This is a genomic window from Geodermatophilus nigrescens (assembly GCF_900129495.1).
GTDB lineage: Bacteria > Actinomycetota > Actinomycetes > Mycobacteriales > Geodermatophilaceae > Geodermatophilus > Geodermatophilus nigrescens.
Genome location: NZ_FQVX01000003.1, coordinates 674,299 through 687,437, shown reverse-complemented (window position 1 = coordinate 687,437; position 13,139 = coordinate 674,299). Strand labels below are relative to the sequence as shown.

General features: G+C 77.0%; 13 protein-coding genes. 7 read left to right on the top strand and 6 right to left on the bottom strand.

From position 1 onward, the window contains the following. Positions 1 to 32: 32 nt before the first annotated feature. The 4 genes from BUE37_RS16985 to BUE37_RS16970 are packed head-to-tail and all read left to right on the top strand — an operon-like array spanning position 33 to position 2,801. The gene (locus BUE37_RS16985; protein ID WP_083628798.1) at positions 33 to 839 is read left to right on the top strand and encodes a CoA transferase subunit A; all 807 of its coding nucleotides are present in this window, start codon (positions 33 to 35) and stop codon (positions 837 to 839) included. Then, entirely contained in the window at positions 836 to 1,504 is a 669-nt protein-coding gene (locus tag BUE37_RS16980; RefSeq protein WP_073421524.1) for a CoA transferase subunit B, read from the top strand. The genes BUE37_RS16985 and BUE37_RS16980 overlap by 4 nt, the downstream gene beginning before the upstream one ends. Before the next feature lie 30 nt (positions 1,505 to 1,534). Continuing rightward, on the top strand, positions 1,535 to 2,356 hold the full coding sequence (locus BUE37_RS16975) for a DUF1028 domain-containing protein (protein WP_073421523.1): 822 nt from the start codon (positions 1,535 to 1,537) through the stop codon (positions 2,354 to 2,356). Position 2,357: 1 nt separating this feature from the next. Beyond that, entirely contained in the window at positions 2,358 to 2,801 is a 444-nt protein-coding gene (locus BUE37_RS16970; protein ID WP_073421522.1) for a GtrA family protein, read from the top strand. Between the two features lie 6 nt (positions 2,802 to 2,807). On the opposite strand, the gene BUE37_RS16965 is transcribed toward BUE37_RS16970, so the two are convergent. The 4 genes from BUE37_RS16965 to BUE37_RS16950 all read right to left on the bottom strand — a co-directional run bounded on the left by BUE37_RS16965 (position 2,808) and on the right by BUE37_RS16950 (position 8,409). After that, the gene (locus tag BUE37_RS16965; protein WP_073421967.1) at positions 2,808 to 3,233 is read right to left on the bottom strand and encodes an FAD synthase family protein; all 426 of its coding nucleotides are present in this window, start codon (positions 3,231 to 3,233) and stop codon (positions 2,808 to 2,810) included. A gap of 11 nt (positions 3,234 to 3,244) precedes the next feature. Beyond that, positions 3,245 to 3,652: a DUF6752 domain-containing protein gene (locus BUE37_RS16960; protein WP_073421521.1), complete on the bottom strand. Its 408-nt coding sequence runs from the start codon at positions 3,650 to 3,652 to the stop codon at positions 3,245 to 3,247. Next, positions 3,649 to 5,247: a class I SAM-dependent methyltransferase gene (locus BUE37_RS16955; RefSeq protein WP_073421520.1), complete on the bottom strand. Its 1,599-nt coding sequence runs from the start codon at positions 5,245 to 5,247 to the stop codon at positions 3,649 to 3,651. The genes BUE37_RS16960 and BUE37_RS16955 overlap by 4 nt, the downstream gene beginning before the upstream one ends. 180 nt (positions 5,248 to 5,427) lie before the next feature. Further along, a complete protein-coding gene (locus BUE37_RS16950; RefSeq protein ID WP_073421519.1) occupies positions 5,428 to 8,409 on the bottom strand; it encodes an AfsR/SARP family transcriptional regulator in 2,982 nt (993 codons plus the stop codon). Positions 8,410 to 8,568: 159 nt separating this feature from the next. On the opposite strand from BUE37_RS16950, the gene BUE37_RS16945 reads away from it, so the two are divergent. Genes BUE37_RS16945 through BUE37_RS16930 form a run of 3 tightly spaced genes read left to right on the top strand, consistent with a single transcriptional unit; the run spans position 8,569 to position 11,375 of the window. Beyond that, positions 8,569 to 9,195, top strand: coding sequence for an FMN-dependent NADH-azoreductase (locus BUE37_RS16945; RefSeq protein WP_073421518.1), 627 nt, complete (start codon positions 8,569 to 8,571; stop codon positions 9,193 to 9,195). Positions 9,196 to 9,231: 36 nt separating this feature from the next. Beyond that, positions 9,232 to 10,518, top strand: coding sequence for a PhzF family phenazine biosynthesis isomerase (locus BUE37_RS16935; protein ID WP_083628795.1), 1,287 nt, complete (start codon positions 9,232 to 9,234; stop codon positions 10,516 to 10,518). Continuing rightward, complete coding sequence (locus tag BUE37_RS16930; protein WP_073421517.1) at positions 10,515 to 11,375, top strand: CPBP family intramembrane glutamic endopeptidase; 861 nt, start codon at positions 10,515 to 10,517, stop codon at positions 11,373 to 11,375. The genes BUE37_RS16935 and BUE37_RS16930 overlap by 4 nt, the downstream gene beginning before the upstream one ends. A gap of 45 nt (positions 11,376 to 11,420) precedes the next feature. Here the strand turns inward: BUE37_RS16930 and BUE37_RS16925 are convergent, their stop codons facing one another. Beyond that, complete coding sequence (locus BUE37_RS16925) at positions 11,421 to 12,590, bottom strand: acyl-CoA dehydrogenase family protein (protein WP_139253017.1); 1,170 nt, start codon at positions 12,588 to 12,590, stop codon at positions 11,421 to 11,423. A gap of 9 nt (positions 12,591 to 12,599) precedes the next feature. Next, entirely contained in the window at positions 12,600 to 13,139 is a 540-nt protein-coding gene (gene purE, locus BUE37_RS16920) for a 5-(carboxyamino)imidazole ribonucleotide mutase (protein ID WP_073421515.1), read from the bottom strand.

Sequence of the window (13,139 nt, the reverse complement as noted above, 5' to 3'; positions counted from 1 at the left end):
CCCACCGCGCCGGGAGAGACGGTGGTCAGCTGATGGACAAGGTCGTCGCGAGCGCGCGGGAGGCGGTGGCCGACGTCGGCGACGGCGCCGTCCTCGCCGTGGGCGGGTTCGGGCTCTGCGGTGTCCCGGTGGCGCTGATCGACGCGCTGCTGGAGAAGGGGTCGCGGGACCTGACGACCATCTCCAACAACTGCGGCGTCGACGACCAGGCGCTCGGCGTGCTGCTGTACGCCGGCCGCATCCGCCGCACGATCAGCTCCTTCGTCGGCGGCAACAAGGAGCTCGCCCGGCTGTACCTGTCCGGCGAGCTGGAGGTCGAGCTGACCCCGCAGGGCACGCTGGCCGAGCGGCTGCGGGCCGGCGGCGCCGGCATCCCCGCCTTCTACACGCCCACCGGCGTGGGCACGATGGTCGCCGACGGCGGCATCCCGGTGCGCTACGACGCCGACGGGAACGTCGTCGAGACGTCCGCGCCGAAGGAGACCCGCGTCTTCGACGGCACCGAGTACGTGCTGGAGACCGCGCTGACCGCCGACTTCGGCCTGGTCCGCGCCGCGGTCGGCGACCGGCACGGCAACCTGGTCTTCCACGAGTCGGCGATGAACTTCAACCCGCTGGCCGGCATGGCCGGGCGGGTCACGATCGCCGAGGTCGAGGAGCTCGTCGAGCCCGGCGAGATCACCCCCGAGCACGTGCACCTGCCCGGCGTCTTCGTCGACCGGGTCGTCGTCGTCGGCAGCGAGGGCAAGAAGATCGAGCGGCGCACCACCCGCCCGCGGCAGTCCGCCGCACCGCTGGCCGCGGCCGGCGAGGAGGCCACCGAGGAGACGGCCCGATGACCCTGACCCGCGACCAGCTCGCCGCCCGCGTGGCCCAGGAGCTCGAGGACGGCTCCTACGTCAACCTCGGCATCGGTATGCCCACGCTCGTGCCCAACCACGTCCCCGACGGCGTGCACGTGGTGCTGCACAGCGAGAACGGCGTCCTCGGCGTCGGCCCGTACCCCTTCGAGGGCGACGAGGACCCCGACCTGATCAACGCCGGCAAGGAGACCGTCACGATCCTGCCGGGCGCGAGCTTCTTCGACTCCGCCATGAGCTTCGGGATGATCCGCGGCAAGCACCTGGACCTCGCCATCCTCGGCGCCATGCAGGTCAACCCCCGCGGCGACCTCGCCAACTGGCTGATCCCCGGGAAGATGGTCAACGGCATGGGCGGGGCGATGGACCTCGTCCACGGCGCCCGGCGGGTGGTGGTCATGATGGAGCACGTGGCCCGCGACGGGTCGCCGAAGCTCGTCGAGGAGTGCTCCCTGCCGCTCACCGGCAAGGCGTGCGTGGACCGGGTGGTCACCGACCTCGCCGTCGTCGACGTCACGCCCGAGGGGTTCGTGCTGCGCGAGGTCGCCCCGGGCGTCACCGCCGACGAGGTCGTCGAGAAGACCGGCGCCCCGCTGGCGGTGCCCGGCGACGTGCCCACGATGGCCCTGCCGGCCACGGTCTGACCCCGTCGTGACCACGGCACCGCTCCCCCGGTGACGTTCTCGGTCGTCGCCCGCGACCCGGTCACCGGGGACATGGGCATCGCGGTCTCCTCCTGCATCCTCGCCGTCGGCCGGGCGGTGCCCAGCGCCCGGCCGGGCGTCGGCGTGGTCGCCGTCCAGGCGCGCAGCCCGCGCGGCCTCGGGCACGTGCTCCTCGGCGGGCTGGCCGAGGGCACCGCGCCCGCGGTGCTGGTGCGCCGGGCCGCGCACGCCGCGGAGGACGTCGACCGGCAGATCGCCGTCCTCGCGACCGACGGCTCCGTCGCCGCTGACACCGGCCCGGGGTCGTTCCCGGTCAGCGGCCACGTCGTCGGCGCGGGCTGGAGCGTGCAGGGCAACATGCTCGCCTCGCCGGAGGTGCTCCCGGCGATGGCCGCGGCCTACGAGGCCGCCGCGGGCGGGCTGCCCGACCGGCTGCTGGCCGCGCTCGCCGCGGGGCAGGACGCCGGCGGCGACCTGCGCGGTCGCCAGTCGGCGGCGCTGCTCGTGGTGAGCGGGCAGCCCGCGTCGGAGGAGGACGACGGCGTGCGGATGGACCTGCGCGTCGACGACTCCGGCGACCCGGTCGCCCAGCTGCGGATGCTGCGCAACCTGCAGCGGGCCTACGACGAGCGCGACTACGACACCCTGGCGCTGTTCGCCCCGGAGGGGGCCCGCGACCTCTACGCCGCGCTGGCCGCCTCCCGCCGCGGCGACCGGGAGGGCGCCCGCGCCGCGCTGGCCGCCGTCCGCCGTCGCCCGGGCTGGTCGGCGTGGCTGGCGTCGATGGCGGGTGACTCGCGGCTGGCCGCGGTCTCCCGGCTGCTCGACTGACGTGGCCGCCGACGTCCCCGCCGACGGCATCCCGGCCGACGGACCCGCCCGCGAGCCGGCCCGCGACGGGCTGCTGCGCCAGCTGACCCGCTTCGTCGCCGTCGGCGCGCTGTCGGCGGTCGTCGACCTCGGCGTCTACACCCTCGGCCTGCACCTGGGGCTGGCCACCTGGCTCGCCCGGGCGATCAGCTTCGTCTGCGGCACGACGACGGCCTACGTGCTCAACCGGCGCTGGGCGTTCGGGGTCGAGGGCGGGTCGCGGCGGGTGGCCGGGTTCGTGCTGCTCTACGGCACCACGTTCGGGGTGGTGCTGGCCGTGAACGCGCTGGCCCTGCTGTGGCTGCCCGGGCGGTGGTGGGCGCCGACGCTGGCCTGGGCCGTCTCGCAGGGCGTCGGCACCGCCGTCAACTTCGTCGTCCTGCGGACGGTCGTCTTCCGCCGCTGACGGCGCTCAGGCGCTCTCGCCGACCTCCGCCGGCACCCCGCGGATCTGCTCGATGATCGCGGTCGTGGACACCGCCGGGGTGCGCTCCAGGTAGACGACCCGGCAGACGTCGCCGAGGCCGTCGAAGCGGCCCGCCCAGTCGTCGCCCATGACGAGGACGTCGGCCCGCTGCTCGACGAGGTACCGCCGCTTCGCCTCCAGGCTGTGCTCGACGAACACCTCGTCGACGCACCGCAGGGCGCCGACGATCGCCATGCGCGCCGCGAGCGGGTACACCGGCGAGCGCCCCTTCTTGCCGCGGTTGAGCTCGTCGGAGCTGATGCCCACGACGAGCCGGTCCCCGAGCGCCGCGGCCCGCTCGAGCAGCCGGAGGTGGCCGGCGTGGAACACGTCGAAGGTGCCGAAGGTGACCACGCGGGTGGGGCCCGGCACCGGCGCCAGGCTCACAGGGTCTCCGGCCGGAGCGAGCGCAGGACCGCCGGGTCGATCTCCCGGTCGTGCAGCGGCAGGACCAGCTCGGTGACCAGGTCGGTCAGCTCGGCGACGCGCAGGTGCAGCCGCCGCTCCTCGTGCAGGCCGTCCCGCAGCCGCGCCACCTCCTCGCGGAGCGCGCCCACCTCGTCGCCGAGGCCGCGCAGCCGGGCCACCTCCGCCTCGAGCTCGCGGGTGCGGCCGCGCGCCTCGTCCAGCTCCTCGCGCAGCCGGTCGTCGGCGGCGCGGAGGTCGGCGAACTCCTGCTGCAGGGCGGACAGCTGCCCGGCCAGCTCGAGGCCGGCGGGTGCCAGGACCCGGCGCACCAGGTGCGCCGGCCGGGCCAGGGGGCGCCGGGGCGCCGCGTCGTCGGGGGTCAACTGTTCCTCCGTCGCAGGGTGATGCGCCACAGGTCGGTGAGGCGCTCCTCGGGGGCGCCGGCCCAGGAGACCGGCTCGGTGCACAGGACCACCTCGTCGGCGACGAGCCGGTGCCGCGCCGCCTCGGCGAGGACGTCGTCGAGGCGCAGGTGGCGGTGCGGGGCGATCCCCGGGTGGGCGTGGTTGGCGACGACGTCGAGGTGGGCGGTCCCGCCGCGGCGCAGCAGCATCCCGCAGAGCCGGAACACGTTGTCCCGGCCGCGGTCCTCCAGCGCGTTGAGCAGCCGGCGGCCGAGCACGGTCCAGGCGCCGGGGTGCCCGGCGGCGAGCTCGGCGCCCAGCCGGAGGACGAGGCGGGTGTCGAGGAGGTTGAGGACGTCGAAGGCGACGTCGAGGTCCCGCTCCCCCGCCGCCCGGCGCGCGGTCTCCAGGGCGTAGCGGGAGAAGTCGACGGCGCGCACGGTCCGGCCCGCGGCGGCCAGGGCCAGCGCGTCCGAGCCCAGGCCGCAGCCGAGGTCGAGCACCGGCGCGCCGTCCGGGGCCGTCGCGTGCAGTGCCCGGGCGAGGCCGCTCATGGCGCGGGCGGGGCGGGGCTCCTCGGTGGCGAGGACGACCTCGTCCTCCCAGCCCTCGCGCTCGACGTTGTAGTCGGCGAACCAGCCGTAGAAGCGGTCGGCCGTCTCCGGCGGGATGTCGAACTGGTAGGCCGGGTCCGGCACGCGCCACCCGGGTCCGAACAGCTCCACGAGCATCCGCTCGGGGTCCCGCGGCGCCGGCTCCGGGCGGCCCTCGACCAGCACGGTCACCGGCGGGAGGAGGTCCTCCTCGGTCGCCTCGGTGCGGATCGGGAAGTGCTGGAACCAGCGCCCCTCGAGCAGGAAACCGGTGAAGACGTCGACGTAGTGGTCGGGCCGGCCCTCGTGCTCGACGAGGACCTGGAGGTGCCCGGCCGACAGGCGCAGCACCCGGTGTCCGGCGCCGGCCAGCACACGGCCGAGCTCGAACGCCTCGAGCACCACGTCCACCGGGACCGAGAGCCGGCTGAGGTAGGCGAGGTCGGCGTCGTCGTCGTGCGGGAGGACGTGCCCGTCCTCGCGGACCGGACCGAGCAGGCTGCCGCCGGTCACGTAGACCCGGTCGCCGAGGTGCGCCTGCACGAGGGCCCGGATCTCGTCCATCGAGTCGAGCATCCGCTCGACCATGGCGGGGCCGGCGTCGCCGAGCGCGTGCCCGAGCCGCCCCCACTTGTTGACCACGAGCGGGCGGCCGTGCCGGTCGGCCAGCCGCAGCGGGCCCGGGTCGCCGTCGAGCGAGGTCTCCGCCTCCGCCCAGGCCCCCGCGTCCTCGCCCACGGTCCGCAGCGCCACGCGGAAGGTGCCCCGCAGGTGCGGGAGGAGGGCCGGCGGCCACGGCTCGAAGCCGACGCGGGTCCCCTCGTCGACGCCGGGCGGCCGCTCGGGGGCGACGCCGTCGGGCCGGTCGCGGAACGACCAGACGCGCCGGTCGTCGAGCAGCACGTCGAGGACGCGCCCGGCGACGTCGGCGGACTCGTAGGCCAGGCCGTCCGCGGACGGCCAGAGACTGCGTGGCGGCATGGCTCCGGAGGGGTCGGGGCCGTCCCCGGAGGTCCCGGTGTTCGCGCGCGGGACGGGACGACGATGCCCCGATGTTACGGACCGGTCACCCGCAGTACAGGTCGGACACGCCCGGGCCCCGTCCGCGTCCCTGCTGTCGGGATGGAGGCCCCTGCCCGGGCCGCGGCGGCCTGACCCGGGCTACGCCCGCGGGGCGCCGTCAGGCAGGGCGGCCAGCAGGTCGGCGGGCGACTCCGGGCGCCCCTCCGCCACGGCGGCCGCGTACCGCTCGCCGAGCGCCGCGCGCAACCGGGGCAGCCACGCCGCGACCCGGCGCTCCTGGGACGGCGTCCGCGGGAGCGGGCCCTCCTCGCGGAGCCGGCCGGCGGCACCGACGAGCCGCGCGGCGGCCCGCGGGTCGCCGTCGCCGACGGCCTCACCGAGCAGCTCGAGGGTCTCCGCGAGCGCGGCGGGCTGGCCCAGCTCGAGCGCGTTCGCGCCGGCGCGCCGCAGCAGCGCCGTGGCCGCGGCCGGCTCGCCCAGCGCGAGCGACGCCTGCGCCAGCGTCTGCAGGGACGCGGTGACGCCCTCCCGGTAGCCGACCGCCTCGAACACCGCGAGGGACTCCTGGGCGAGCCGCTCGGCCTCCGCCACCGCCCCGTCGGCCAGGCAGGTGCGGGCGAGCTGGTCCAGGCACAGGGCGCCGAGGTGCGGGTCACCGGCGCGGCGCAGGAGGTGCCGGGCCTCCACCAGCAGCTCGCGGGCGAGCCGGGCGTCGTCCCCGTCGAGCGCGGTGCGGGCACGCAGCACCAGGCCGAGGCCCGCGCCGCTGTCGTCCCGCACCGACCGGTACAGCCCGATGGAGCGGTCCTGCGCGGTGGCGGCGTCGTCGAGGCGGCCCAGCGCCCAGCGGGCGGTGCCCAGGTGCAGCAGCGCACGGGCCTCGCCGCGGGAGTCCCCGATGGCGGCGAAGCCCGCGGCGGCCCGGGTGCACTCCTCCTCGGTCACCGCCAGCTCGCCGACGGACTCGGCGTGCATGCCGGCGGCCAGGTGCAGCTCGGCGTCGAGGCGCGGCCCGTGCGGCCCCGCGGCCCGCGCCTCGGCGATCCAGGCCCGCGCCTCCGCGAAGGAGCCCTCGTGGGACCAGAACCACGACAGCGCGCACACCATCCGCGCGCCCGGGTCCGCCCGGCGCCCCGGGCCGCGCAGGCAGTGGGCCAGCGCCGCCCGCAGGTCGGCGCGTGACGCGCGGAGCTCGGCGAGCCAGCCCGCCTGGTCCGCGCCGCGGATGGAGCGGTCGGCATCCTCGGCGAACGCGGCGTACCAGCACGCGTGCCGGTCCGCGGCCGCCGACGCCTCGTCCGGACGGGTCGCCAGGCGGGCGCCGGCGAAGGCCCGGACGGTGTCGAGCAGCCGGAAGTGGTCGGCGTCGCCCACCGCGACCAGCGACTGGCGGACGAGGCTGAGCAGCAGCTGCAGCCCGTCGGCCGCCAGCCCCGCCCCGGCCACCTCGGCGGCCGCCTCCAGCGGGAAGGGGCCCGCGAAGACCGCGAGCCGGTCCAGGAAGGCGGCCTCGTCCTCGGTCAGGAGGCCGTAGCTCCCGTCGATCGCCGCGCGCAGCGCACCGTCGCCGAGCAGCCGCAGGCGGTCCGCGAGCAACGCGGCCGTCTTGCGGGGGCTCAGCGCCGCCGCGTGGCCGGCCGCGAGCTCGATGGCCAGGGGCAGCCCGTCGAGCAGGCGGCACACCGCCGCCACGTCGCCCGCGTTGGCCGCGTCGAGGACGAACCCGGGCCGGACGGCGGCGGCGCGCTCGCAGTACAGCCGCACCGCCGGCGAGGCACCGACCACCTCGACGTCGTCCTCCCCGGCGGCGGGGACCGGCAACGTCGGGACCGGCCGGACCAGCTCGCCGGGGACGCCGAGCGGCCGGCGGCTCGTGGCGAGCACGCGCAGCCCGGGGCAGCCGGCCGTCAGGACCGCGACGAGGCGGGTCGCCTCGTCGGCCACGTGCTCGCAGGTGTCGAGGACGAGCACCGCCTCCCGCCCGCCGATCCAGCGGCGCAACTCCTGTGCGGCGTCGTCCGAGGCGAGGCCCGTGCCGGTGGCGGCGGCGACCGCGGCGCCGACACCGGGCCCGCCGGGGACGGCGGCGAGGTCGGCCCACCACACCGTCCCCCGGCCGGCCGGCGGGCGGACGACCTCCGCCGCGAGCCGGCTCTTCCCCGCTCCCCCGGGCCCGGTCAGCGTCACGACCCGGGAGCCGCCCAGTGCCCGCCGCACGGCGGCGACCTGCTCGTCGCGGCCGACCAGCGAGGTGAGGGCGACCGGGACGCCGGGCACCTCCGCCGGGGCCGGCGGGCGCGGGGCGGGCCCGGAGTCGGGCGCGGGGTCCGGTACCGGCGCCCGCCGGGCAGCCGGGACGGTGTCGAGCGGCGGGTCGAGCGGCGGGTCGAGCCGCCGGTCCTGCCGGAGGACCTGCCGCTCGAGCTCCGCCAGCCCCGGCCCGGGGTCGAGACCGAGGTCCTCGGCGAGCACGGTCCGCGCGCGGTGCAGGGCGGCCAGCGCCTCGGCCTGCCGCCCGGCCCGGTAGAGGGCGAGCGCCAGCTGGCCCTGCAGGCGCTCCCGGAAGGGGTGCTCCCGCGCGAGCTGCGCGAGGTCGGGCAGCGCCTCGTCGTGGCGGCCGAGGGCCAGCAGGGCGTCGGCCCGGGACTCGCAGGCCTGCACCCGCAGCTCGTCGAGCCGGGCGATGTCGGCCTGGGCGAACGCGTCGTCGGCCGCCTCGGCGAACGCCGGTCCACGCCACAGCGCCAGCGCCTCCGACGCCGCGCGCAGCCGGACTCCCGGCTCCTGCGCGGCCGCCGCCCGCCGGACGAGCTCCTCGAACCGGGCGGCGTCCACGCTCCCGGGGTCGACGACGAGCCGGTAGCCGGCCGGCCCGCGGTCGATGCGCAGCCGCTCCCCCGCGACGGTCCGGCGCAGGTAGGAGACCAGCAGGTGCAGGGCGTTGTCCGCGTTGACCGGCGGCGCATCGCCCCACAGCTGGTCGATCAGGGTGTCCTGCGGCACCGGGTCGCCGCGGCGCAGCAGCAGCGACAGCAGCAGCCGGCGCGGCCGGCCCCGGCGCACCTCCACGGGGCGGCCGTCCCGACGGACCTCGAGCGGGCCGAGCACCAGGAGGTCCACGATCGGCACTCCTCCGGGACGGACGGGACGGCAGCGGCGGGGAAGCTACCCCGCCCGCGGCGCCCCGTGACACCCGTCCGACAGCGCCGTGACAGGACGCCGCCGCAGGGTCGGACCCGACGCGGCACAGGGCCGCGCCGCCGCCCCCCAGGAGCACCGATGTCCCGTCTGCTGCACGTCTCCGCCTCCCCCCGCGGGGCCCGGTCCGAGTCGCTCGCCCTCGCGGCGACCTTCCTCGACACCTACCGCGAGGCCAACCCGCTCGACGACGTCGACACCCTCGACCTGTGGGACGGCACGCTGCCGGACTTCGGGCCGGCGGCCGCAGCGGCGAAGATGGCCGTCTTCGCCGGCGAGGAGCCCCAGGGGGCCGCGGCGGAGGCGTGGGCCCGCGCGGTGGAGACCTTCCGGCGGTTCGACTCCCACGACCGCTACCTGTTCAGCGTGCCGATGTGGAACGCCGGGATCCCCTACGTCCTCAAGCAGTTCATCGACGTGGTCAGCCAGCCGGGCATGGTCTTCTCCTTCGACCCGGTCGCGGGCTACACGGGCCTGCTCACCGGCAAGAAGGCCGCGCTCGTCCTCACCAGCGCCGTCTACGGGCCCGGCCGCGGCCCCGCCTTCGGCTCGGACTTCCAGGCCCCCTACCTGCGCGACTGGCTCGCCTGGGCAGGTGTCACCGAGGTCGAGGAGGTCCACTTCCGCCCGGACCTGGCCACCGCCGACGCCGCGGCCGCCCGGGATCGCGCCCACGAGGACGCCCGCCGCGTCGCGGCGAAGTTCTGACACCGCCGCCCACCCCAGCCGTCCCGGAGGTCCGCCGTGCCCAGCCCGTCCGTCCCCCTGCCCGCCGACGTCGTCCGGGGGTTCCTCGACGACGTCCGCTCCGGTGCCCGTCCCGACCGGGCCGACCGGTACCTCGCGCCGCGGGTCGAGGCCCGCCAGGGACCGCCCGGGGCCGTCCGTGCCGTCGTGCGGCGGACGCCCGGGCAGTACGCCGACCACGTGCGGGAGATGCTGCGGGCGGTCGGCCCGTGGGACTTCGAGGTGACCGGCGTCGTCGACACCGGCCCCGAGGTGGAGGCCACCTGGCGGCAGGCGGGGACGGTCGCCGCCGGCCCGCACCGGGGACGGCGGGTCGTTGAGCACGGCCGCGCGGGCTACACCGTCCGGGACGGGCGCATCACCGGGTACTGGATCGACGTCCGCGAGGAGACGGTGCACGAGCGGACAGGGCCCCCGGCGCCCGAGGTGCTGCGCTACGCCGCGTTCAGCGCGGACCCGCGCGGTGGCAACCCCGCGGGCGTGGTGCTCGACGCCGGCGGGATGACCGCGGGCGAGATGCTCGCCACCGCGGCCGACGTGGGGTTCTCCGAGACCGCGTTCCTCGTGCCGCGCGGCGACGGGCGGTTCGCCGTCCGCTACTTCAGCCCGCGGGCCGAGGTCAGCTTCTGCGGGCACGCCACGATCGCCTCGGCGGTGGCGCACGCCGAGCGCTCCGGACCCGGCCGCCTGCTCTACGAGACGCCGGCCGGCCCCGTGGAGGTCGTGACGAGCCGGACCGACGGTGCCTGGCAGGCGACGCTGACCAGCGTCCCGCCCCGGACGGTCCCCCTCGACGCCGCCGACCGCGGGGACCTGCTCACCGCCCTGGGCTGGTCCGAGGCGGACCTCGACCCGGACCTGCCGGCCCGCGTGGCCTACGCCGGCGCCTGGCACCCGGTCCTCGCCGCCGCCACCCGGCAGCGGCTCGCCGACCTCGAGTACGACCCGGCCGCCCTCGGCGAGCTGATGGCGCGCCGCGACTGGACGACCGTGGCGCTCGTGTGGCGGGAGGCCGCGACGACGTTCCACGCCCGCAACCCGTTCCCGCCCGGCGGGGTCGTGGAGGACCCGGCGACCGGCGCGGCCGCCGCGGCGTTCGGCGGGTACCTGCGCGAGCAGGGCCTCGTCCCCCTGCCGGCCCGGCTGACCGTGCTGCAGGGCGCCGACATGGGACGGCCGAGCCGGCTGACCGTGGACGTGCCGGCTCACCCGGACGCCGGCGTCCGCGTCACCGGCAACGCCGTCGCCCTCCCGGCCCGCGGCACGTGGCAGGAGGAGTCGTGACCGCGCGGACGTCTGCACCGGTCCCGGCCGGGCCCGCTGCCGGGCCTGCCGCCGGGCCCGTCCGGCGGTGGGTGGCCCGGCGGCCGCTCACCGCGTTCACCGCGGTCGTGTTCGGCGCGGGGTGGCCGGTGATGTCGGTGCCGGCGCTGACCGCGCACGGGCTGCTCCCCGGTGGCGCGCTGCCGGTCGAGCCGTTCGTCCTGGCCACGCTGCTGCTGGTGATGCTGCCGGCGGCGGTCGGCGTGACCGCGGTCCTCGACGGCCGGGCCGGGGTCCGCGCCCTGCTGGCGCGGACCGTGCGGTGGCGGTTCGGCGCGGGGTGGTGGGCCGCGGTGGGCCTCGGTCTGCCCGCCGTCACGCTGGCCGCCGGGCTGGTCACCGGCCGGGTCCTGGTCCTCGACGACGCCGGCGCGGTCCTCGCCGGCGCGGTGCTGTCGGCCGTCGGTGCGCTCCTGCTGGTGAACCTGTGGGAGGAGACGGTCTGGGCCGGCTTCCTGCAGACCCGGCTGCAGCAGCGCTCGGGGCCCTGGCGGGCGGCGCTGCTCACCGGGGTCGCGTTCGCCGGGATCCACGTCCCGCTGCAGTTCACCGACGGAGCCACGGCGGGGTCCGCGCTGGCCGGCGTCGGGGTCCTGCTCGGCGCCGGGGTGCTCGTCCGGGCGCTGGCCGGCGCCGTGCTCACCGGGACGGGCGGCAGCGTCCTCGCCGTCGCGGTCCTGCACGCGAGCTCCAACGCCTCGAACTCGGAGGACGAGCTGGTCGACCGCCTGCTCTCCGGCGGCTCCCCGCTCGTCCTGGCACTGGCGGCCACCGCCGTGCTGACCGCGTCCCTCGTGGCCGCGCAGCGGCGGCGGTGACCGTCCGCCCGGGGCGGCCGGCCCGCCGCCCCGGGAGGCACCGGCCTAGCGCAGGAGGCTGCGGGCGATGACCATCCGCTGGATCTGGTTGGTGCCCTCGTAGATCTGGGTGATCTTGGCGTCGCGCATCATGCGCTCGACCGGGAAGTCCTGCGTGTAGCCGGCGCCGCCGAACAGCTGGACGGCGTCGGTGGTGACCTTCATGGCGACGTCGGAGGCGAACGCCTTGGCCACGGCGCACAGCCGGCCGAGGTCGGGGTCGACCTTGCCGCCGTCGTGGGCGGCCTCACCGCGCGCGGCGGCGACGTAGACCAGGTGCCGGGCGGCCTCGATCTGCATGGCCATGTCGGCGAGCATGAACTGCACGCCCTGGAAGTCCGAGACCGCCTTGCCGAACTGCGTGCGCCCGCGGGTGTACTCGACGGCGGCGTCCAGCGCGCCCTGCGCGATGCCGACCGCCTGCGCGCCGATGGTCGGGCGGGTGAAGTCCAGCGTCCGCAGCGCGGTCTTGAAGCCGGTGCCCTCCGCGCCGATGATCCGGTCGGCCGGGATGGTGCAGTCGGTGAAGTAGAGCTCGCAGGTGGGCGAGCCCTTGATGCCCATCTTCCGCTCCTTGGGGCCCACGGCGAAGCCCGGGTCGTCGCGGTGCACGACGAAGGCGGAGATGCCGTTGGCCCGCTTCTCCGGGTCGGTGACGGCCATGACCGTGTACCACTCCGACACGCCGGAGTTGGTGATCCAGGCCTTGGTGCCGTTGAGCACCCAGGTGTCGCCCTCGCGGCGGGCGCGGGTCCTCATCGCGGCGGCGTCGGAGCCGGCCTCCCGCTCGGACAGGCCGTAGCTGATCATCGCGTCGCCCGCGGCGATCGACGGCAGCACCTTCTGCTTCAGGTCCTCCGACGCCGACAGGATGATCGGCATCGAGCCCAGCTTGTTGACCGCCGGGATGAGCGACGCCGAGACGTCGACCCGGGCGACCTCCTCGATCACGATGCAGGTGGCGACCGCGTCGGCCCCCTCACCGCCGTAGCTCTCCGGGATGTGCGTGGCGTGGAACCCGGCCGCGGTCAGCGCCTTCTGCGCCTCGATCGGGTAGCGGGAGTCCGCGTCGACCTCGGCCGCGTACGGCGCGATCTCCCGCTCGGCGATGTCCCGGACGGCGGCCCGGATCGCGTCGTGCTCCTCGGTCAGCTGGTACAGCCCGCTCGTGCTCACGACCAGATGTTAGGACGTCCCAGCAGTTCCCCGGGAGCTGCTCCCACCCTCCGCGGCGAGGCGGGCACGGAGCGCGGCGTCGCGGGCGACGACGGAGTCGGCGAGGTCGGCCTGGAACCGCTCGACGGCGGCCCGCAGCTCCGGGTCGCCGGCGGCCAGCACCCGCACGGCGAGCAGGCCGGCGTTGCGCCCGCCGCCGATGGAGACGGTGGCCACCGGCACGCCCGCGGGCATCTGGACGATCGAGAGCAGGCTGTCGAGGCCGTCGAGCCGGTCGAGCGGCCGCGGCACGCCGATCACCGGCAGCGGCGTGGCCGCGGCGAGCATGCCCGGCAGGTGGGCCGCTCCCCCGGCGCCGGCGACCAGCACCCGCAGGCCGCGCCCGGCCGCCGACGTGGCGTAGTCGAGCATCCGCTGCGGCGTGCGGTGCGCCGACAGGACGTGCACCTCGTACGGGACGCCGAACTCCCGGAGCGCGACGGCGGCCGGCTCCATGGTGGGCCAGTCGGAGTCGCTGCCCATGACGATCCCGACGAGCGGCTCGGTCAT

What these genes read in the sequence shown, in the direction of transcription:
- BUE37_RS16945 (WP_073421518.1), top strand. Translation starts at nt 8,569, where the DNA reads ATGTCCCGTCTGCTGCACGTCTCCGCCTCCCCCCGCGGGGCCCGGTCC.
- BUE37_RS16955 (WP_073421520.1), bottom strand. Translation starts at nt 5,247, where the DNA reads ATGCCGCCACGCAGTCTCTGGCCGTCCGCGGACGGCCTGGCCTACGAG.
- BUE37_RS16980 (WP_073421524.1), top strand. Translation starts at nt 836, where the DNA reads ATGACCCTGACCCGCGACCAGCTCGCCGCCCGCGTGGCCCAGGAGCTC.
- BUE37_RS16985 (WP_083628798.1), top strand. Translation starts at nt 33, where the DNA reads ATGGACAAGGTCGTCGCGAGCGCGCGGGAGGCGGTGGCCGACGTCGGC.
- purE (WP_073421515.1), bottom strand. Translation starts at nt 13,139, where the DNA reads ATGACCGAGCCGCTCGTCGGGATCGTCATGGGCAGCGACTCCGACTGG.